The organism is Myxococcus sp. AB025B (assembly GCF_006518215.1).
GTDB classification, from domain to species: Bacteria; Myxococcota; Myxococcia; order Myxococcales; family Myxococcaceae; genus Myxococcus; species Myxococcus fulvus.
Genome location: NZ_SRLW01000124.1, coordinates 1 through 23,748, shown reverse-complemented (window position 1 = coordinate 23,748; position 23,748 = coordinate 1). Strand labels below are relative to the sequence as shown.

The following is a 23,748-nucleotide window of genomic DNA, read 5'->3' as shown; positions in this document are numbered from 1 at the left end:
TCATTCCCCGGAACCTCCCAGGTCCACCCACCGCGTCACCCATTCGGTGACGGCCGGCGCGTGCAGCAGCGCGACGGCGTCACCGGATGTTTCCAACATCGTCAGGCCCCCCTCGGCCAGCTCGCCCCAGCCGCCATCGAGCTCATCCTCGTCACGCTCGGGGGCGTCCGCGGCGCGCAGGAGGTGCACCGGGCCCTCGTAGGGCTCGGGCAGGTAGCGGCGCGCGGCGCGCAGGTGGCTGGCGAAGACCTTGAAGCGCGTGCGCAGCTCCGCGAGCGACAGGTCCTCGGGCAGCAGGCCCGTCTTCGCGCCCTGCTCGTGCATGAGGGTGAGCAGCGGCTCGGCGTCCTTGCCGGACGTGAGCGCGGCGGGGAACACCGGCGCGTCGATGCCCGCCTGCGTGGCCAGGGCCCGGGCGAAGAGCGCGGCCTGGGCTCCCGCGGTGGTCGCCGCCGTGGAGGCGTCCGGCTCTGCGGGCAGCGGCTCGACGAGGAGCAGCTCCACGGCGTGGCCCTCTCGCTGGAGCTGCTGCGCCATCTCCCAGGCGATGAGGCCACCCAGGCCCGGGCCTGCCAGGCGATAGGGGCCCTGGGGCAGCGCGCCGCGCAGCGCCTCCACGTAGAGCGTGGCCATGGCCTCCACGGACTCGAGCGGCGCGCGGCCTTCCTCCAGGCCTCGGGCCTGGATGCCGACGACGCTCCAGCCCTCGGGGGCGTGGCGGGCCAGCTCGGCGTAGCGCTCCACGCGGCCCTCCAGGTCATGGATGACGTGCAGCACGCGGCGATGGTCGGCGCCCGCGCGCAGCGTGACGAGCGGAGACCAGGCGGGCGTGGCGGCACGCGCCTTGGGACGCGCCTCCTGGGCCTGCGCCCGTTGCAGCAGCAGCGCCAGCGACTCCACCGTGGGAGCCTCGAAGAGGGCGCGCAGCGGCAGCTCCACGCCCAGGGCCACTCGCACGCGGGAGACGACCTGGGTCGCGAGCAGCGAGTGTCCACCCAGCGAGAAGAAGTTGTCGGTGACGCTCACGCGGGGCGTGCGCAGCACCTCCGCGAACGCGTTGGCGAGCAGCTCCTCCAGCGGCGTGCGGGGCGCGGCGAACGGCGTGGTGCCGCGCAGGCTCTCCTCGTCCGGTTGCGGCAGCCCACCTCGGGCCACCTTGCCGGTGGGCATCAGCGGCAGGGACTCCAGCCGCATGAAGATGGAGGGCACCATGTACTCGGGCACCTTCTCGCGCAGCACCTGCCGCGCCTCCTCGGTGCTCCACGGCGCGTCGGGCGGCAGCACCACGTAGCCGACGAGGCGCCGGTCTCCCGGCACGTCCTCGCGGACGATGGCCACCGCGTCGCGCACGTGGGGCAGGGCGCGCAGGGCCACCTCCACCTCACCCAGCTCGATGCGGAAGCCACGCAGCTTCACCTGGCTGTCCAGGCGGCCCAGGAACTCCAGGTTGCCGTCCGCGAGCCACCGGGCCTTGTCGCCCGTGCGGTACAGCCGGGCGCCGGACTTGCCGCCCATGAAGTGCGGCAGGAAGCGGTCCGCCGTCAGGTCCGGGCGGCCGTGGTAGCCGTGCGCCACGTTGGCGCCGCCCACGTAGACCTCGCCCGCGACGCCGATGGGGCAGGGCGCGCCGTGCGGGTCCAACACGTAGATCTGCATGTTGGTGAGCGGCGAGCCCACCGGCGGCAGCGCGGGCCACTGCTTGCGGTCCTTCGGCGCGCGCCACGCCGTGACGACGTGGGCCTCCGAGGGGCCGTACTGGTTCTCCAGCGTGCACTCGGGCAGCCGGTCGAAGAACGCGAGCAGCGCGGGCGTCACCTGGAGCTGCTCGCCGGCGGTGACGATTTCACCCAGCGGCGGCAGCTCCTTCTCCGTGAGGGCCGCGTCGCACATCGCCTGGAGGGCGACGAAGGGCAGGAACAGCCGCTCCACGCGGTGCTCGCGCATGTAGCGCAGCATGGCGGGCGGGTCCTGTCGCAGCGAGCCGTTGATGAGCAGCACCTTGCCACCCAGGCACCAGGTGCCGAAGAGCTCCTGGAACGACACGTCGAAGTTGAGCGAGGCGAACTGGAGCGTGGTGGCGTCCGGCTTCACCGCGCGCTTCATCAGCCACCACAGCATGTTGCCCACCGCGCGGTGGGACATGACGATGCCCTTGGGGCGGCCGGTGCTGCCGGAGGTGTAGACGAAGTAGCAGTTCGTCTCCGGCGACATGTCCACGTCGGGCCGGTGCGTCGGGCGCGACTGGACGGCCGTCTCCTCCTCGATGCGGACGATGCGCGCCGTCAGCCCCGGCGGCAGCGCGGAGACCAGGGCCGAGTGCGCCAGGACGACGGCCGCGCCGGTGTCCTCGAGCATCAACGCCAGTCGGTCCGCGGGGTAGCTCGGGTCCAACGGCAGGAAGGCCGCGCCCGCCTTGAGCGTGGCCAGCACCGCGACGGGCATGTCCAGGCTCGCGCGCTCCAGGCACAGGCCCACCGTGCTGTTGACGCTCACGCCAAGCGCCCGCAGGTGGTGCGCGAGCTGGTTGGCGCGCGCATCGAGCTGGGCGTAGGTGAGCGACTCCGTGCCGTCCGTCACCGCCACGCGCTCCGGCGTGCGGGCGACCTGGGCCTCCACCCACTGGTGCATCATCCCCGGCACGTACGTCGGATCCACGGCGGCGTTGAAGTCCTCCACCACCTGCCGGCGCTCCGCCTCGGAGAGCAGCGGCAGTCGACCCAGCGTCTGGTCCGGCTGGGTGACGGCCCCCTCGAGCAGGCGCTGGAGCGCGCCCACCATTCGCTCGGCCGTCTGCCGCGTGAAGAGGTCGGAGCTGTACTCCAGGTAGCCGGTGAGGCCGTGCGACGACTCGAACACGGAGAGCGTCAGGTCGAACTTGGACGTGCCGCTGGTGGCCTCCATCGGCGACATGCGCAGGTCACCGGTGTCGTAGTTCTCCTTGTAGACGTTCTGCAGCACGAACAGCACCTGGAACAGCGGCGTGCGGTTCAGGCTGCGCTCGGGCTGGAGCTCCTCCACCAGCTTCTCGAAGGGCACGTCCTGGTGCGCGTACGCGTCCAGCGTCGTCTCGCGCACCCGGCCGAGCAGCTCGCGGAAGGTGAGATGCTCCGACAGCTGCGTGCGCAGCACGAGCGTGTTCGCGAAGAAGCCGATGAGCTTCTCCAGGTCCGAGTGCCGGCGGCCGGCGATGGGCGAGCCGATGCTGATGTCGTCCTGGCCGGAGTAGCGCGCGAGCATCGTCTGGAACGCGGCGAGCAGCACCATGAACGTCGTGGCGCCCTCACGTCGGGCCAGCGTCTGCACCGCGTCCTGCAGCTCGCGAGGCATGGTGAAGCCCACCATGTCGCCGCGGAAGGTGCTCACCGGAGGCCGGGGGAAGTCCGACGGTAGCTCCAGCGCGGGAGGCGCACCCGCCAGGTGCTTGCTCCACCAGGCGACCTGCTTGTCGAGGACATCGCCCTTGAGCCAGCCGCGCTGCCACGCGGAGTAGTCCACGTACTGCAGCGGCAGCTCCGGCAGCGTGAGCGGCAGGCCCTTGGAGAAGGACGCGTACGCGGAGGCCAGCTCGTTGACGAGCAGGCCCATGGACCAGCCGTCCGAGACGATGTGGTGCATGGACATCAGCAGCACATGGTCCTCGGCGCCCAGCTTCAACAGGCGCACGCGCAACAGCGAGCGGTCCGCCAGGTTGAACGGCTTCTGAGTCTCCTCGATGGCCGCGCGGCGCGCCTCGGCCTCGCGGGCCGTGGGCTCCAGCGCGCTCAGGTCCAACACATCCAGGCGTGTCGGCTCATGCGGATGGACGACCTGGATGGGCTGGCCGCCGTTGTTCTGGATGGATGTGCGCAGCGACTCGTGGCGACGCAAGAGCTCGTTGATGGCCCGGCCCATCGCGTCGACGTCCAGCGCGCCCTCCAGCCGCACGGTGGCGGGGATGTTGTAGAAGGCGCTGTTCGGCTCCAACTGGTCCAGGAACCACAGGCGCTGCTGCGCGAAGGACACCGGCTGGTGGCCCGTGCGCGGCACCGGGACGAGGGCCGGAATCTCCAGCCCCTGACCCTGTTGCACCGCCAGATCCACACGCTGGGCCAGCGCCTCCAGCGTCGGCGTGTCGAACAAGTCCCTCAGGGGCAGCTCGACGCCGAACACCGCGCGCATGCGGCTGATGGCCTGCGTCGCCATCAGCGAGTGGCCGCCCAGCTCGAAGAAGTTGTCGTGGATGCCCACGCGCTCCACCTCGAGCACCGCGCACCAGATGGCACCCAGCCGCGCCTCGGTGGGCGTGCGGGGACCAACGAAGTCCGGGCGCCCGCTGACCGTGCTCATGTCGGGCGCGGGCAGGGCCTTGCGGTCCACCTTGCCGTTCGCCGTCAGCGGCAGCGCGTCCAGCACCAGCACGGCGGCGGGCACCATGTACTCGGGCAGCACGTCCTTCAGCCCCGCGCGCAGCGTCGCGCCGTCGGTGGGCACGCCCTCGCGCGCCACCGCGTAGCCGACCAGCCGCTTGCCGCCGGGGCCGTCCTCGCGAGCGATGACCACGGCCTCGCGCACGGCGGGGTGCCGGGCCAGCGCGGCCTCGACCTCACCCAGCTCGATGCGGAAGCCGCGCACCTTCACCTGCGCGTCCACGCGGCCCACGAACTCCAGCGAGCCCTCCTCGCGCCAGCGCACCACGTCGCCCGTGCGGTACAGCCGCGCGCCCGGCACTCCGGAGAACGAATCCGGGATGAACCGCTCGGCGGTGAGCGACGCACGGCCCACGTAGCCCCGGGCCACGCCGACGCCGCCCAGGTACAGCTCTCCCTTGACGCCCACGGGCACCGGCTCTCCGCGCGCATCCAGCACGTGGACGCGCACGTTGGCCAGCGGACGGCCGATGGAGGGTACGCGGCCTTCCTCCGCCACGACCTCCGCGAGCGTGGCCACCACCGTGGCCTCCGTCGGACCATACGTGTTGAGGAACCGTCGACCCGGCGCCCAGCGCGCGACGACGTCCGAGGGCAGCGCCTCGCCGCCGGAGATGACCGTCTTGAGCGAGGGCAGCCCCTCCGCGGGCGTGGCCGCCAGGGCCGCGGGCGTGAGGCTGATGACCGTGAGCGCCTCGTCACGCAGCAGCGTGTGCAGCGGCGCGCCCGGCATCACCTTCTCCAGCGGCGCGAGCATCAGGGCGGCGCCCGACGTCAGCGTGGTGAAGATCTCCTCGACGGACAGGTCGAAGGAGAGGTTCGCGAACTGGAGCACGCGCTCGCCGGGGCCGATGCCGTAGGCCCGGGCCTCGTGGGTGACGAGGTTGGCCACGGAGCGGTGCTCCACCGCCGTGCCCTTGGGCTGGCCCGTGCTTCCAGACGTGTAGAGCACGTAGGCCAGGTTACCCGAGTGCACACCCGTGACGGGCGCCTCGGTGCTCTCGCGCGACAGCGCCTCCAGCTCCGTGTCCAGGCACAGCGCGCGGGCACGGTGGGCCTCGGGGTAGCGCTCCAGCAGGGGCGCCTGGGTGAGCAGCATCGCCGCGTCGCTGTCCTCCAGCAGGAAGGCCAGTCGCTCACGCGGGAGCAGCGGATCCACCGGCACCCACGCGCCACCGGCCTTGAGGATTCCGAGCAGGCCGACGACGACGTCCAGCGAACGCTCCACGCTCAGGGCGACCCGCACCTCGGGGCCGACGCCGCGGCGGCGCAGCGCGTGGGCGAGCTGGTTGGCGCGCGCGTCGAGCTGGGCATACGTGAGCCGCGAGCCCTCGAAGCTGGCCGCGAGCGCGTCGGGGGCGCGGCGGACCTGGGCCTCGAAGAGGCTGTGCACGCACGTGTCCGGGAAGTCCGCGCGCGTGTCGTTCCAGGCCACGAGCTGACGCGAGCGCTCCTCGTCGGAGAGCAGCGTCACCGTGGACAGGCGGCGCTCCGGCGAGGCGACCAGCACGTCCACGAGCGCGAGGAAGTGCCGCGTCATCCGCTCGATGGTCGACGCGTCGTACAGGTCCACCTGGTAGTCGAGCTCACCCGTGAAGCCCGCGCTGTTTCGACCCAGCGAGAGCGTCATGTCGAACTTGGCGACATGGCCCTCGTCGGGGCCGGGACGCAGCTCCAGGCCGGGCAGGGACACGTCCGCGTCCGGGGTGTTCTGGAGGATGAACATCACCCGGAACAGCGGTGACTGCTGCAGGTCGCGCAGCGGCTGGAGCTGCTCGAAGGGCAGGTGCTGGTGCGCATAGGCCCCGAGCGCCGTCTCGCGCACGCGGGCCAGCAGCTCGCGCACCGTCGGGTCACCGTCCAGCTTCGTGCGCAGGACGAGCGTGTTGAGGAAGAAGCCGACCAGGCCCTCCAGCTCCGCGCGGTTGCGTCCCGCCACGGGCGAGCCGACGGAGATGTCGTCCTGGCCCGAGTAGCGCGACAGCAGGAGCTGGAACACACCCAGGAAGAACATGAACGGCGTCAGTCCCTCGCGGTGGCAGAAGGCCTCGATGGCCTCCGCCTTCGCGGGCGCAATGGCCAGGGACACCACGCCACCCCGAGGCCGCGACAGGTGCGTGCGCGGCCTGTCGGTGGGCAGCTCCAGGTCCTGTGGCGCGCCGTCCAACTGCCGCTGCCACCACGCGAGCTGGCGGTCCAGCTCCGCGCCCTCCAGCCACCCACGCTGCCACGCGGCGAAGTCCGCGTACTGGAGCGGGAGCTCGGGGAGGCTCGGCGTCCTGCCGGCCTGGAGGTCGCCGTACAGCGTGGACATCTCGCGCACGATGACGCTGATGGACCAGCCGTCCGACACGATGTGATGCAGGTTGAGCAGCAGCAGGTGCTCCCGCTCCGCGAGCACCAACAGCTCGGCGCGCAGCAGCGGTCCGGTGCTCAGGTCGAACGACTGGAGCGCATGCTCGCCCGCGCGGCGGCGGGCCTCGGCCTCACGCTGCTCGGGCGCCAGGGCGCGCAGGTCGGTCAGCGGCAGCACGAACGGCGCGGGCGCGTGGATGACCTGCACGGGGCCGTCCGGCTCCGCGCGGAACGTGGTGCGCAGGGCCTCGTGACGGTGCACGACGGCCTCGAGTGTCCGGCGCAACACCTCCACGTCGAGCGCTCCGGAGAGCACCAGCGCGGCGGGGATGTTGAACGCGGGGCTGCCCGGCTCCAGCTGATCCAGGAACCACACGCGCTGCTGCGAGAAGGACAGGGGCAGCTTGCCGTCGCGGGCCACGCGCTGGATGGGCGGAGCGGCCGTCGTCGCGCCGGTGCGCAGGGCGGTGTCCACGCGCTGGGCCAGCGCGGCCACGGTGGGCGCCTCGAACAGCTCGCGCACGGGCAACTCCACCGCGAAGGTGGAGCGGATGCGCGAGGTGACCTGCGTGGCCAGCAGCGAGTGGCCACCCAGCTCGAAGAAGTTCTCCGTGACGCTGACGCGCGCCAGCTTCAGCACCGTGGCGAACAGCTCCGCCAGCTTCTCCTCCACCGGCGTGCGCGGGGCGACGAAGGACGCGTCCGTGCGCAGGCTCTCCGCGTCCGGCGCGGGCAGGAGCTTGCGGGCCAGCTTCCCGCTGGGCGTCAGCGGGAGGCTCTCCAACGTGACGAACGCGGAGGGCACCATGTACTCGGGCAGGCGCTTGAGCAGGAACGTGCGCAGCGTCTCCGCCGTTGTCGCCGAGGCGGGGGCCTCGTCCGCGGGAACGGGGACGACGTAGGCCACGAGTCGCTTGTCGCCCGGCACGTCCTCGCGCACGGCGGCGGCCGCGTCGCGAACACCCGGAGCGGTGCGCAGGACGGACTCGACCTCGCCCAGCTCCACGCGGAAGCCGCGCACCTTCACCTGGAAGTCGATGCGGCCGAGGAACTCCAGGTTGCCGTCCGCCGTCCACCGCGCGGAGTCACCGGTGCGGTAGAGCCGGTCGCCGGGGATGCCGCTGAACGGGTTCGGCACGAAGGCGGCGGCGGTGATGTCCGGCCGGGCCAGGTAGCCGTGGGCCAGGTGGCTGCCGCCGACGAAGACCTCACCGGCGACGCCGATGGGCGCGGGCTGACCGAGCGGGTCGAGGATGTAGAGCTGCGTGTGACCCAGCGGGCTGCCGACGGGAGGCAGCCGGGGCCACGAGGCCGGCGGGCCCCGCATCCGGTACGCGGAGACGACGTGCGCCTCCGACGGGCCGTACTGGTTCTCGAGCGTGCAGCCCGGCAGCTTCTCGAACATCGCGGCGAGGGTGGCGTTCACCTGGAGCTGCTCGCCGGCCGTGATGACCTCGCACAGCGCGCGCGGCAGCGTGGCGCAGTGGGCCACGGAGTCGGCCATGGCCTGCAGGGCGACGAACGGCAGGAACAGCCGCTCCACGCCCTGGCGGTCCATGAAGTCGAGCAGCGCGGGGATGTCCCGTCGCAGCGTGTCCGTGGGCAGCACCACCCGGGCGCCGACCCACCAGGACGCGAACAGCTCCTGGATGGACACGTCGAAGTTGAGCGACGCGAACTGGAGCGTGGTGGCCCGCGGACGCGGCGACTGGCGGAGCTGCCACGCCAGCATGTAGCTGAGCGCCCGGTGGGGCATGACGATGCCCTTGGGGATACCCGTGCTTCCGGACGTGTAGATGACGTACGCGTTCGCCTCGGGCGATACGTCACGCGAGAGGGCATCCGTCGGCTGCCGCGCGATGAGCACCGCTTCGGTATCGAGCGCGATGCGGCGGGCCAGGCTCTTGGACGGCAGGCTCCCGCCCAGGTGCGACTGCGTGAGGACCACCGGAGCGCGCGTGTCCTCGAGCATGAACGCGAGCCGGTCCGCGGGGTACGTGGGGTCCAGCGCCACGTAGTACGCGCCGACCTTGAGCGTCGCGAGCACGGCGATGGCCATGTCCAGGCTCTTGTCCACGCAGATTCCCACGGCGCTCCCAGGCGTCACGCCGTGCTGGACCAGGTGATGCGCGAGCTGGTTGGCGCGCTGGTCCATCGCCGCGTACGTCAGCGAGCGCTGTCCATCCGTGATGGCGATGGCGTCCGGCGTGCGCGCGACCTGGGCCTCCACCGGGCCGTGCATCGTCGTGGCGGTGTGGGCCTCGCGGGACGTGTCGTTCCAGTCGACGAGGAGCTGGCGCTCCTCCTCGCAGCTCAAGAGCTGCAGGCTCCACGGTGACTGGTCCGGGTTCTCGACGGCGGACTGGAGCAGCCGGACCCAGTGCGCGCCCATGCGCCGCGCGGTGCTCGCGTCGAACAGGTCGGTGTTGAACTCGACGAGGCCCTCGATCTCCTGGCCCGAGTCACCCAGCAGCAGCGACAGGTCGTACTTCGCCGTCCCGCTGTCGACGTCCACCGAGCGGAGCGCATCGGCGCCGCGCGCCTGGGTGACACGCTCGCCGCGAGGCGTGTTCTGGAGGGCGAGCATGACCTGGAACAGCGGCGAGCGGCTCAGGTCGCGCTCCAGCTTCAGCTCCTCCACCAGCTTCTCGAAGGGCACGTCCTGGTGGGCGTAGGCGCCGAGCGTGGTCTCCTTCACCTGCGCCAGCAACGCGCGGAAGGTGATGCCGGACGTGAGCCGCGCGCGCAGCGCCAGCGTGTTGACGAAGAAGCCGACGATGTTCTCCAGCTCCGCCTGGCGGCGGTTCGCGATGGGCGAGCCGACGACGATATCGTCCTGTCCCGAGTAGCGGGCGAGCAGGACGTGCAGGCCGGTGAGCAGCGCCATGAAGGGCGTGATGCCCTCCTGCTTGCACAGGGCGTGGAGCGCGGCGGACAGCTCGGCCCCGAGCTTCACGGGGAAGCTGGCGCCGTGCGAGGTCTGCACGGGAGGCCGAGGCCGGTCCGTGGGCAGCTCCAGGGCGTGGGGCACGCCCGAGAGGTTCTGGCTCCACCAGCCCACCTGGGCGGCGAGCGTCTCGTCACGCAGCCAGCCGCGCTGCCAGGCCGCGTAGTCCGCGTACTGGAGCGGCAGCGGCGCCAGCGGTGAAGGCAGGCCCTGGCTGAAGGCGGAGTACAGCGCGCCGACCTCCCGCGAGAGGATGCCGCTGGACCAACCGTCCGAGACGATGTGGTGCACCGTGACGAGCAACACGTGCTGCTCGGGGGCCAGCTTCAGCAGCGTGGTGCGCAGCAGCGGGACGCGCGTCAGGTCGAACGACTTCTGCGCCTCGGCGGTGGCCAGCTTCAGGGCCTCGGCCTCGCGCGCGGACTCCGGCATGCGGCTCAGGTCCACGACGGGGACGGAGAGCTCCACGCGCGGATGGACGTGCTGGTAGGGCTCACCGTCCTCGCGGGTGTGGAAGCTGGTGCGCAGCGCCTCGTGACGGTGGACCAGCTCCTGGAGCGCGCGGATGAGCGCGTCGAGGTCCACCATCGTGTCGAGCCGGAGCGCGGAGGGGATGTTGTAGAAGGCGCTGTCCGGCTGGAAGCGGTCGAGGAACCAGAGCCGCTGCTGCGCGAACGACAGCGGCAGCGGTCCGTTCTCACGCGACACCGGGACCAGCGGCGGGAGCTGGACGCTCCTGCCCGAGAGGATGGCCTCGTCGACGCGCCGGGCGAGCGCTTCGATGGTCGGCACGGAGAACAGGTCTCTCAGCGCGAGTTCCACGCCGAAGCTCGCGCGGATTCGGGAGACGAGCTGCGTGGCGAGGAGGGAGTGGCCGCCGAGCTCGAAGAAGTCGTCGGTGAGGCCGACGCGTTCGACATGGAGCAGCTCGGCCCAGAGCGTGGCGAGACGAATCTCCGTGGGCGTGCGCGGTGCGACGTAGTCCCGAGCAGAGGTCTGTGTGTCGAGCGCCGGGAGCGCGTCGCGGTCGACCTTGCCGTTGGGAGTGAGGGGCAGGGCGTCGAGCTGGGCAATGGCGGAAGGCACCATGTGCTCGGGCAGGCGCAGCTTGAGGAAGTCGCGAAGGACGGAGACGTCGACGTCCTCGCCGACGATGTAGGCGAGGAGGCGCTTGTCGCCGGAGGCTTCGGTGCGGATGGAGGCGACGGCCTGGGAGACGGAGGGGTGGAGGAGGAGGGCGGCTTCGACTTCGCCCAGCTCGATGCGGAAGCCGCGCAGCTTCACCTGGGAGTCGAGGCGGCCGAGGAACTCGAGGGTGCCGTTGGGGAGCCAGCGGGCCTTGTCACCGGAGAGGTAGAGGCGGGCGCCGGGGACGAGGGAGAAGGGGTTGGGGACGAAGCGCTCAGCGGTGAGGTCGGGGCGGTGGAGGTAGCCACGAGCGAGGCCGACGGAGTCGATGCAGAGCTGGCCTGGGACGCCGACGGGGAGAGGACGCAGGGAGGCGTCGAGGATGAAGAGGCGGACGTTGTCCCAGGGGGTGCCGATGGAGGGCGTCTGGCCTGGGAGAAGGGGCTGGGAGATGGAGGCGCAGACGGTGACTTCGGTGGGGCCGTAGGCGTTGAGGAGACGGACGCGGGAGCCCCAGCGGGAGACGAGCTCGGGAGGGCAGGCCTCGCCGGCGGAGATGAGGGTGGAGAGAGAGGGGAAGTCCTCGGGGTGGAGCTGGGCGAGGACGGAGGGAGTGAGGGTGACGGCGGAGATGGACTCGTCGCGGAGCAGGTCGCGAAGAGGAGCGCCGGGCATGAGGCGCTCGCGAGGAGCGAGGACGAGGGTGGAGCCGGCGAGGAGGGCGCCGAAGATTTCGGCGACGGAGGCGTCGAAGTTGAAGGAAGCGAACTGGAGGACGCGGGAGGCGGGAGAGAAGCCGTGGCGGCGGCCCGCGGCGAGGGCGGTGTTGGAGAAGCCGCGGTGCTGAAGGAGGGTGCCCTTGGGGGTGCCGGTGGAGCCGGAGGTGTAGATGACGTAGGCGAGGTTGTCGGCCACCGCGTCGGAGTCAGGTGCCGACGTCGACTGGGTCGCAATCTTCGCGGCCTCCGAGTCGATCAGCACACGCCGCTGCGTCGAGACAGGAAGCTGCTTCGCGAGCGCCTCGGTGGTGAGGAGGACGGGCGCGGAGCAGTCTCGGAGGATGAAGGACAGTCGCTCGGCGGGATACGTCGGATCGAGAGGCACCCAGGCGCCGCCAGCCTTGAGGATGGCGAGCATGGAGACGACGAGGTCGAGCGAGCGCTCCAGGCAGAGCGCGACAGGGACCTCGGGCCTGACGCCGAGCGAGCGCAGGTGGTGGGCGAGCTGATTGGCGCGCGAGTCGAGCTGCGCGAAGGTGAGGGACTCGCCCTCGAAGCGGAGCGCCTCGGCCTCCGGCGTACGCCGAGCCTGGGCCTCGAAGAGCGAATGCGCGGTGGCCTCGCGCGGGAAGTCGCGAGCGGAGTCGTTCCACTCCACCAGCACGCGCTGCTGCTCCGCCTCGGTGAGCAGGGACAGCGAGGCGACAGGCGCCTCGGGTCGCTCCACGGCCTTCTCGAGCAGGACCCCCAGGTGGCGAATCAGCGCATCCACGGTCTCCGCGGTGAACAGGTCCGTGCGGTACTCGACGCCGAAGGACAGACCCTGTGCCGTCTCCGCTGCGGAGAGCGTGAGGTCCAGCCGCGACGTGCCCGTGTTGGCGGGCTGCAGGTGGAAGGTGAGGTCGGGGAGCTTCAGCTCCGAGTCCGGCTGGTTCTGGAGCACCAGCGCCACCTGGAAGAGCGGCGCGTGCGCGGGGTTGCGCTCCGGGTTGACGGCCTTGACCACTTCCTCGAACGGCAGGTCCTGGTGCGCGTAGGCGCCCAGCGTGTCCTTCCTCACGCGCGAGAGCAGCTCGCGGAAGGACGGATTGCCACCCAGTCGCGCGCGCAGCGGGAGCTGGTTGATGAAGAAGCCGATGAGGTCCTCGGTCTCGGCCTGGTGACGGTTGGCGATACCCGTTCCCACGACGAAGTCCTCCTGGCCCGAGTAGCGGGACAGGACGGCCTGGAGGCCCGCCATCAGCGCCATGAAGAGCGTGGAGCCCTCACGACGGCACAGCGCCTGGAGCGACTCGACGAGCGAGCGCGGCAGCACGCGCGACACCAGGGCGCCACCGAAGCCCTGACGCGCCGGGCGCGGGAAGTCCGTGGGCAGCTCCAGCAGCGGAGGTGCCCCGGCCAGGTGCTCCTTCCACCACGAGACCTGGGCCTCGAGCGCCTCGCCCTGCAGCCACGCGCGCTGCCAGGTCGCGTAGTCGGCGTACTGGATGGACAGCTCGGGCAGCGGAGAAGGCTGGCCCGCGCGGAACGCGGCGTAGAGCGCCGCCGTCTCACGCACGAGCACGCCCATGGACCAGCCATCCGAGACGATGTGATGCATCGTCAGGAGCAGGATGTGGCGCTGCTCACCCAGGCGCAGCAGCTTCGCGCGCAGGAGCGGACCGCGCGCGAGGTCGAACGGACGACGCGCCTCCTCATCGACCCAACGCTGGACCTGGTCCTCGTCGAGCGAGGACACCTCCACCACGGGCACCGTCACCGGCGACGGTGCATGGACGACCTGCTCGGGACCCGCTCGGAACGTGGTGCGCAGCGACTCGTGACGCCGCACCATCTCCGTGAACGCCCGCTCCAGGGCCCGCGTGTCCACGACACCCTCGAGCCGCAGCGCGATGGGCATGTTGTACGCGGGGCTCCCCGGGTCCAACTGGTCGAGGAACCACAGCCGCTGCTGGGCGAAGGACTGGACGAACGCCCTCGGCGCAGCTCCCTCGCGAGGCAGCGCGGTGAGCGGCGGACGCTGGAGCCGCGCGCCCGTGCTCAGCGCTGTGTCGATGCGCTGGGCGAGCGCCTGGACCGTTGGCGACTCGAAGAGGTCCCGCAGGGGCAGGTCGACCTGGAAGGCGGAGCGCACACGCGAGACGAGCTGTGTGGCGAGCAGCGAGTGACCACCGAGCTCGAAGAAGCTCGCGGTGGTGCTGACTCGTGACACACCCAGCACCTGGGCGAAGAGGCCCGCGAGCAGCTCCTCGGTGGGGGTTCCTGGCGCGACCTGTGCGTCGTCCGTGACGGACCCGGTCTGCTCGGGAACAGGCAGGGCCTTGCGGTCCACCTTGCCGTTGCTCGTGAGCGGCAGCGCCTCGAGGACCCGCAGAGAGGACGGGACCATGTACTCGGGCAGCCGCTGTGCGACGAACGTCCGCAGCGCGGCGGTGTCGAGCGAGGCGGGCGCCACGACGTAGCCCACGATGCGCCTGTCGCCGGGACGGTCCTCGCGCACGAGCACCACGGCCTCGCGCACTTCAGAATGCGCGAGCAGGGCGGACTCGATCTCCGCCAGCTCGATGCGGAAGCCGCGCACCTTCACCTGGTCGTCCGCGCGGCCGAGGAACTCCAGCACGCCGTCTCGACGCCAGCGGACCTGATCGCCCGTGGCGTACAGCCGCGCTCCTGGGACGGAAGAGAACGCGTCGGGCACGAAGCGCTCGGCGGTCATCGCGGCCTGGCCGATGTAGCCCCGGGCCACGCCCTCGCCTCCGATGAACAGCTCACCCGTGACTCCCACGGGCACGGGCTGGCCATGCGCATCGAGCACGTACACCCGCGTGTCCGCGATGGGACCACCGATGGGCGCGGTGGCACCCTGGATGTCCCCGCTCACCGTCCACGACGTGGCGTCGACGGTCGTCTCGGTGGGGCCGTAGCAGTTGGCCAACCGAGTCTCGGGCCACTGCGTGCGCACCCGTCGCGCCAGCTCGGCGGACAGCGCCTCACCACCCGACACGAGCACTCGCAGACCCGAGGCCCGCTCGAGTCGCTCGGACTCGACCAGGAGACGGAGCTGAGACGGGACGAGCTGGAGCACCGTCACCCGCTGGTTCGCGAGCACGGACAGGAGCGCGTCCATGTCCAGGTCCGCCGAGGACGGCGGCAGCACCAGCGTGGCGCCGCTGGCCAGCGTGGAGAGCAGCTCCGGCACCACGGCGTCGAAGCCGGGCGCCGTCTTCTGGAGCATGCGGTCCGCCGGGCCCAGTCCCAGGCTCTTCGTGAACCAGGCCGTGTGACGCGCGAGCGCGCGGTGCGGGACCACCACGCCCTTGGGACGACCCGTCGAGCCGGACGTGAACAGGACGTAGGCCGCGTTCTCGGAGGCGAGGCCCGGCGCGGTGAACGTGCTGCTCGCCACCGCGTCGGCGCCCACCAGGTCCTCGAGGACGAGGACCGTGCGCGTCGACGGCAGCGCCGTACGCAGCGCGCGCTGGGTCAGCACCACCGCGGGGGTGGTGTCCTCCAGCATCATGCCGAGGCGCTCGGACGGAGAGGAGGGATCCAGCGGGACCCACACGCCTCCGGCCGCGAGCACGCCCAGTACGCCGATGACCAGCTCCGGCGAGCGGCGCGCGAACAGACCCACGCGCACCTCGGGGCCCACGTTCCGCTGACGCAGCAGCTCCGCGAGCGCGAGGGCACGCCGCTCCAGCTCCCGATACGTGAGCGTCCCGCCGGTCCACTCGAGCGCCACGGCCTCGGGCGACCGCGCCGCGCGCGCCTGGAACCACGTGAAGACGGAGCTGTCGCGCGGGAAGTCGGAGCGCGTGTCGTTCCACTGCACCAGGAGCTGGTGTCGCTCCTCGGTGGAGAGCAGCGGCAGCGCGGCGAGCGAGACGTCCGGCGTGGAGACCGCGGCCTCCAGCAGGCGGGTGAACTGACCCGTCATCGCCTCGAGCGTCCGGGCGTCGAACAGGTCCGTGTTGTACTCGAAGCCGCCCATGAGGCCCGCGGGCGTCTCCTGGAGGACCAGGGACAGGGAGTACTTCGCGATACCCGGGTCCACGTCCGCCGGCGTGAGCGACAGCTCCGGCAGCGTCAGCGACGGCACGGGCGTGTTCTGCAGCGCGAACATCACCTGGAAGAGCGGCGAGTGGCTCAGGCTGCGCGCGGGCTGCAGCTCCTCCACCAGGTGCTCGAACGGGACGTCCTGATGCGTGAGGGCGCCGAGCGCGGCCTCGCGGGCCTGCTCGACGAGCGCGCGGAACGACATGGCTCCAGACATCTGGCCACGCAGCACGAGCGTGTTGATGAACACGCCGATGAGACCCTCTGTCTCCGGGCGATTGCGACCCGCCACCGGCGAACCCACGAGCACGTCATCCTGGCCCGTGACGCGGTACAGGAACGCCTGGAACGCGGCGAGGACCACCATGAAGGGCGTGGCGCCGAGCTGCTGCCCCAGGGCCGCCACGGCGGAGGAGACCTCCGGGGACAGCCGCACGGGATGCGTGGCGCCGGCCTGCGTCTGCATCGGCGGCACGGGACGGTCCGTGGGGAGCGCCAGCACGTGGTTGGCTCCCGCGAGCTGGGTCTTCCAGTACGTGAGCTGACGCTCCAGTTCACCGGCGCCGAGCCACTGGTGCTGCCACGCCGCATGGTCGGCGTACTGCACGCGCAGCGTCGGCAGGGACGCCGTGCGCCCCTCGCGAGCCGCGCTGTACAGCTCCGCGGCCTCGCGCACGAGCACACCCGTGGACCAGCCGTCGGAGACGATGTGGTGCATCGTCAGCAGCAGCACATGCAGGCGCTCGTCCAGACGGAGGAGCGTCACGCGCAGCAGCGGACCTCGGGCGAGGTCGAACGGCTTGCGTGCCTCGGTGAGCGCGAGTCGCCGGGCTTCTTCCTCACGCTGCGCGGAGGGGAGCGTGGACAGGTCCACCAGGGCGACGTTTAGCGTCGCTTCCTCCGCGATGGCCTGATGCGGACTGCCATCCGCGTTCGCGGGGAACGTGGTGCGCAGCGCCTCGTGGCGTCGCACGAGCGCGGCGAAGGCCTGCTCCAGCGCGGAGACCTCGACCGCGCCTTCCAGCCGGATGGCCGCGGGCAGGTTGTAGAGAGCGGTGCCCGGCTCGAGCTGATCCAGGAACCACAGCCGACGCTGGGCGAAGGACAGCGGCAGGTTGCCCGTGCGCGCGACAGGCGTCAGCTCCGGTGCGCGAGGAGTGGTTGCTCCGGCCTGGACGAGCACCTCCACACGCGCCGCGAGCTTCTCCACCGTGGGCGCCTCGAACAGCTCACGCAGCGGCACCTCGATGCCGAACGTGGCCTGGAGTCGAGACAGCGATTGCGTGGCGAGGAGGGAGTGGCCACCGAGCTCGAAGAAGTCGTCGGTGAGGCCGACGCGCTCGACGTGGAGCAGCTCCGCCCAGAGCGCGGCGAGACGAATCTCCGTGGGCGTGCGCGGCGCGACGTACTCGCGCACGGGGGCGGCGATGGACGCGTCGGGCGAGGGCAGTGCGTCGCGGTCGACCTTGCCGTTGGGAGTGAGGGGGAGTGCGTCGAGCTGGGCAATGGCGGAAGGCACCATGTGCTCGGGCAGGCGCAGCTTGAGGGAGTCGCGAAGGACGGAGACGTCGACGTCCTCACCGACGACGTAGGCGACGAGGCGCTTGTCGCCGGAGGCTTCGGTGCGGATGGAGGCGACGGCCTGGGAGACGGAGGGGTGGAGGAGGAGGGCGGCTTCGACTTCGCCCAGCTCGATGCGGAAGCCGCGCAGCTTCACCTGGGAGTCGAGGCGGCCGAGGAACTCGAGGGTGCCGTTGGGGAGCCAGCGGGCCTTGTCACCGGAGAGGTAGAGGCGGGCGCCGGGGACGAGGGAGAAGGGGTTGGGGACGAAGCGCTCAGCGGTGAGGTCGGGGCGGTGGAGGTAGCCACGAGCGAGGCCGACGGAGTCGATGCAGAGCTGGCCTGGGACGCCGACGGGGAGAGGACGCAGGGAGGCGTCGAGGATGAAGAGGCGGACGTTGTCCCAGGGGGTGCCGATGGAGGGCGTCTGGCCTGGGAGAAGGGGCTGGGAGATGGAGGCGCAGACGGTGACTTCGGTGGGGCCGTAGGCGTTGAGGAGACGGACGCGGGAGCCCCAGCGGGAGACGAGCTCGGGAGGGCAGGCCTCGCCGGCGGAGATGAGGGTGGAGAGGGAGGGGAAGTCCTCGGGGTGGAGCTGGGCGAGGACGGAGGGAGTGAGGGTGACGGCGGAGATGGACTCGTCGCGGAGCAGGTCGCGAAGAGGAGCGCCGGGCATGAGGCGCTCGCGAGGAGCGAGGACGAGGGTGGAGCCGGCGAGGAGGGCGCCGAAGATTTCGGCGACGGAGGCGTCGAAGCTGAAGGAAGCGAACTGGAGGACGCGAGAGGCGGGAGAGAAGCCGTGGCGGCGGCCCGCGGCGAGAGCGGTGTTGGAGAAGCCGCGGTGCTGAAGGAGGGTGCCCTTGGGCGTGCCGGTGGAGCCGGAGGTGTAGATGACGTAGGCGAGGTTGTCGGCCACCGCGCCGGAGTCAGGTGCCGACGTCGGCTGCCGCGAGATGAATCGGGAGTCCGAGTCGAGCAGGACGAGCTGCTGCGTCGACACAGGAAGCTCGTCGGCCAGGGACTCGGTGGTGAGGAGGACGGGCGCGGAGCAGTCTCGGAGGATGAAGGACAGTCGCTCGACGGGGTAGGACGGATCGAGAGGCACCCAGGCGCCGCCAGCCTTGAGGATGGCGAGCATGGAGACGACGAGGTCGAGCGAACGATCGAGGCAGAGCGCGACGGGGACCTCGGGCCTGACGCCGAGCGAGCGCAGGTGGTGGGCGAGCTGATTGGCGCGGGAGTCGAGCTGCGCGAACGTCAGGGACTCGCCCTCGAAGCGAAGCGCCTCGGCCTCCGGCGTACGCCGAACCTGGGCCTCGAAGAGCGAATGCGCCGTGGCCTCGCGCGGGAAGTCGCGAGCGGAGTCGTTCCACTCCACCAGCACGCGCTGCTGCTCCTCCTGTCGCATGAGGGGGAGCGTGGAGATTCGGGCCGAGGGCTTCGTCGTCGCGGCCTCGAGCACATTGCCGAGGTGGCGAATCAGGCCGTCGATGGTCTCCGCGGTGAACAGGTCCGTGCGGTACTCGGCCGAGCAGGAGAGGCCGTGCGCGGACTCGGTGATGGACAGTGTGAGGTCGAGCCGCGCGGTGCCCGTGCCGCTGCCCAGCGGACGGAAGGTGAGGCCAGGGACCTCCAGCTCCGTGTCCGGCTGGTTCTGGAGCACCAGCTTGACCTGGAAGAGCGGAGCGAAGCCCAGCCCGCGACCGGGGTTGAGGTCCTTGACCAGCTCCTCGAAGGGCAGGTCCTGGTGCGCGTACGCGCCCAGCGTGTCCGTCTTCACGCGTGAGAGCAGCTCGCGGAACGACGGGTCTCCACCCAGCCGCGCGCGCAGGGCGAGCTGGTTGATGAAGAAGCCGATGAGGCCCTCGGTCTCCGCGCGGTTGCGGTTCGCGATGTCCGTGCCGAGGACGAAGTCCTCCTGGCCCGAGTAGCGCGACAGCACGACCTGGAAGCCCGCGAGCAACGCCATGAACAGCGTGGAGCCCTCTTCACGGCACAGCGCCTGGAGTGAATCCACCAGCGAGCGAGGCAGGACTCGGCCCACCATCGCGCCCTGGAATCCTTGCACCACGGGACGGGGGAAGTCGGTGGGCAGGTCCAGCTGCGGCGCCGCGCCGGACAGGTGCGTCCGCCACCACGAGAGCTGGGCCTCGAGCGCGTCACCCTGCAGCCAATCCCGCTGCCACGCCGCGTAATCGGCGTACTGGATGGGCAGCTCGGGCAGCCGCGCGGGCTGGCCCGTCACGAACGCCGCGTAGAGCTCGGTGGACTCGCGCACCAGCAGCCCCATGGACCAACCGTCCGTGGCGATGTGGTGCAGTGTCAGCATCAGCACGTGCTGCGTGGCCTCCAGCCGCAGCAGCGACGCGCGCAGCACGGGGCCTCGGCTCAGGTCGAACGGGCGCTTCGCCTCGGCGAGCACGCGCCGCTGGACCTCCGCCTCGCGAGCCTCACCCGTCAGCGAGGACAGGTCCTCGACGGGCATCGGCACGGGCGCGGGTGCGTGGATGACCTGGACAGGGCCTTCCTGGAACGTGGTGCGCAGCACCTCGTGACGGCGCACGAGCTCGGTGATGGCCTGTCGCAGGGCCTCGACGTCCACCACGCCCTCGAGCCGCAGCGCGATGGGCATGTTGAACGTCGGGCTGTCCGGCTGGAGCTTGTCGAGGAACCACAGGCGCTGCTGCGCGAAGGACAGCGGCAGCGGCCGGCTCCGGTCCGCCGGGACGAGCGGCGGCACCTTCGTCTCGGCGGCGTACTGCTCCAGGCGCTCGGCGAGGCCCGCGACGGTGGGCGCCTCGAACAGCTCGCGCAGTGGGAGCTCCACGTTGAACGCGGCCCGGATGCGCGAGACGACCTGCGTGGCGAGCAGCGAGTGTCCACCCAGCGCGAAGAAGCTGTCGGTGGCACCCACGCGCGGCAGCTTGAGCACGGCGGCGAACAGCTCCGCGAGCTTCTCTTCCGCGGGCGTGCGGGGCGCGATGAACGTCGCGTCTCCGCGCAGGCTCTCCGCGTCGGGCGCCGGCAGCAGCCGCCGGGCGATCTTCCCGCTCGGCGTCAGCGGGAGCGCGTCCAGCGTGAGGAAGACGGACGGCACCATGTACTCGGGCAACTGTCCGAGCAGCGCCGAGCGCAGCGCATTCGGAGTCAGCGCGGCGCCGGACTCCTCCGTGGGGACGACGTAGCCCACCAGGCGCTTGTCGCCGGGCACGTCCTCGCGCACCACGGCCGCCGCGTCCCGGATGCCCGGGAGCGCACGCAGGGAGGCCTCGACCTCGCCCAGCTCGACGCGGAAGCCTCGCAGCTTCACCTGGCCGTCCAGGCGGCCGAGGAACTCGACGGTGCCGTCCGCCTTCCAGCGCGCGGAGTCACCGGTGCGGTAGAGCCGCGCGCCCGGAGCCTTGCTGAACGGATGCGGGACGAACTTCTCGGCCGTCAGCTCCGGACGGCCCGGGTAGCCGAGCGCCAGGTGCTCGCCGCCGATGTGGAGCTCGCCCGGCACGCCGATGGGCGTCGGCTGTCCCATCGCATCCAGCACGAACAACTGCGTGTGCGGCAGCGGCGCGCCGATGGACGGCAGGCGCGGCCAGGACGCGGGTGCACCCTGGAGTCGGTGCGCGGAGACGACGTGCGTCTCGGACGGGCCGTACTGGTTCTCCAGCACGCACCCGGGCAGCCGCTCGAAGAGGGCCACGAGCGCGGGAGTGACCTGGAGCTGCTCACCGGCCGTGACGACCTCGCGCAGGGACACGGGCAGCGTGGCGCCGTGCGCGACGGCGTCGGCGATGGCCTGGAGCGCGACGAACGGGAGGAACAGTCGCTCCACGCCCTGCCCCTGGATGAAGTCGAGCAGCGCGGGCGCGTCCTGGCGCAGCCCGCCCGTGGGCAGCACGAGCGTTCCACCCGCCCACCACGTGGAGAACAGCTCCTGGCAGGACACGTCGAAGCTGAGCGACGCGAACTGGAGCGTCGTGGCCTGGGGCTTGCGCGACTGGCGGAGCTGCCACGTGAACAGGTTGCTCAGCGCTCGATGCGGCAGCGCGACACCCTTGGGCCGGCCTGTGGAGCCGGACGTGTAGATGACGTACGCGGGCGCATCGGGCGACAGCGTCACCGTGAGCGCGTGCGTGGGCTTCGTGGTGATGACCTCGGCCTCGGCATCGAGGAGGAGGTTCCGCACGGAGTCCGCGACTGGGAGCGAATCCCGGAGGCTGGAGTGCGAGAGGACGACGCGTGTACCCGAGTCCTCCAGCATGAAGGCGAGGCGCTCCGCCGGGTAGTTCGGGTCGAGCGGCAGGTAGGCCGCTCCGGCCTTCAGCGTGGCGAGGACCGCCACCGCCATGTCGAGCGACTTCTCCAGGCAGATGCCGACCGTGGCGCCCGCGAAGACACCGTGCTGACGCAGCACGTGCGCGAGCTGGTTGGCCCGCGCGTCGAGCTGGGCGTAGGTGAGCACCTTCGTTCCGTCCGAGACCGCGGTGGCCTCGGGCGTCCGCGCGGCCTGGGCCTCCACGGGATGGTGGATGGCCACGGGCACGTGCGGTGCGTGCACCGTGTCGTTCCACTCCGTCAGGAGTTGCTGACGCTCGTCGGTGCTCAGCAGCGGCAGTCGGGCGAGCGACTGGTTCGTGTCGGAGACCGCGGAGGCGAGCAGCCGGGTGAGGTGCTCACCCATGCGCTGGGCCGTGCTCCGGTCGAACAGGTCCGTGTTGAACTCGAGCAGACCGTGGATGTCGTCACCGCTGTCGACCAGCAGCAGCGAGAGGTCGAACTTGGCCGTTCCGCTGTCGACCTCGAGGCTGCGAGGGGCTCCGGCCGGGACGCCCTCGGAGCGGGCCGTCTGGAGACCGAGCATGGCCTGGAAGAGCGGCGAGCGACTGAGGTCGCGCTGCGGCCGGAGCTCCTCGACGAGCTTCTCGAAGGGGACGTCCTGGTGCTCATAGGCGGCGAGTGTGGACTCTCGCACCTGGGCGAGCAGCTCGCGGAACGTCATGTCCATCCGCGTCCGGGTCCGGAGCGCGAGCGTGTTGACGAAGAAGCCGATGATGCCCTCGAGCTCGGCCCGCTGCCGGTTGGCGATGGGCGAGCCCACGACGATGTCGTCCTGACCCGAGTAGCGGGCGAGCAGGACATTGAAGGCGGACAGCAGCACCATGAAGGGCGTGACACCCTCGCGCTGGCACAGGGTGCGAAGCGCGGTGGTGAGCTCCGCGCCGAGCCTCACCGGCAGGTTGGCGCCGTGGGCCGACTGCACGGCTGGACGAGGACGGTCCGTGGGCAGCTCGAGGGCATGCGGCGCCCCCGAGAGGTGCTCGCGCCACCAGGCGACCTGCTGGGCGAGGACGTCGTCACGCAGCCAGCCTCGCTGCCAGGCGGCGTAGTCTGCGTACTGAAGCGAGAGCGGCGCTAGCGGCGACGGCAGGCCACGCGAGAACGCGGCGTACAGCTCGCCGACCTCGCGGCCGAAGATGCCGCTGGACCAACCGTCCGAGACGATGTGGTGCACGGTGACGAGCAGCACGTGACGCTGCTCGGAGAGTCGCAGCAGCGTGGCCCGCACCAGCGGCGCGCGCGTCAGGTCGAAGGGCTTCTGGATTTCGAGCGTCGCGAGCTTCTGGGCCTCGGCCTCGCGCGCCTGCTCGGGCAGCTGGCCCAGGTCCACCACGGAGACGGACAGCGTGGCGTCCGGGTGGATGCGCTGGACGGGCTCGCCATCCTCGCGGGTGTGGAAGCTGGTGCGCAGCGACTCGTGGCGACGCACGAGCTCCCGCAGCGCGCGCGTGAGGGCCTCGGTGTCCAGCGCTCCGTCGAGCTGGAGCGCGCTGGGGATGTTGTAGAACGGGCTGTCCGGCTGGAGCTTGTCGAGGAACCACAGGCGCTGTTGGGCGAACGAGAGCGGCAGCTCCCCCGTGCGCGGCACGGGCGCCAAGGGCGGGAGCTGGAGGCCGTGACGCTCCTGACGCGCGGACTCGATGCGCGTCGCGAGCTGGGCCACCGTGGAGGCCTCGAAGAGCGCCCGCACCGGCAGCTCGACGCCGAATGACCGGCGCACCCGCGACACGAGCTGCGTGGCGAGGAGTGAGTGTCCGCCCAGCTCGAAGAAGCTGTCGGTGACGCCGACGCGCTCGACATGAAGCACGGAGGCGAAGAGGGATGCGAGGAGCTGCTCCGTCGGCGTGCGGGGCGCGGTGTACTCGCGGGCCGTGGCGAGACGCTCCGGCGCGGGGAGTGCCTTGCGGTCGGCCTTGCCACTCGGCGTCAGCGGCATGGCCGCCAGGTGCATGAAGACCGAGGGCACCATGTACTCGGGCAGCCGAGGTTCGAGGTGTGCCCGGAGCTGCGCCTGGGTCAGCGACTCCGCGTCGCCCGTGACGTAGGCGACGAGGCGTGCGTCACCCGCGACGTCTTCGCGCACGGTGACGATGGCATCGCGCACGGACGGGTGCGCGAGCAGCGCGTTCTCGACTTCACCGAGCTCGATGCGGAAGCCACGCAGCTTGACCTGGAAGTCGGAGCGGCCGAGGTACTCGAGGGTGCCGTCGGGGAGCCAGCGAGCGAGGTCACCGGTGCGGTAGAG

At 71.3% G+C, this 23,748-nt stretch carries 1 protein-coding gene; it reads right to left on the bottom strand.

Annotated elements, in window-relative coordinates; translation table 11 throughout:
* Positions 1-23,748: non-ribosomal peptide synthase/polyketide synthase (locus tag FL311_RS21325; RefSeq protein ID WP_141327501.1), on the bottom strand; the 23,748-nt coding region annotated here is incomplete at its 5' end.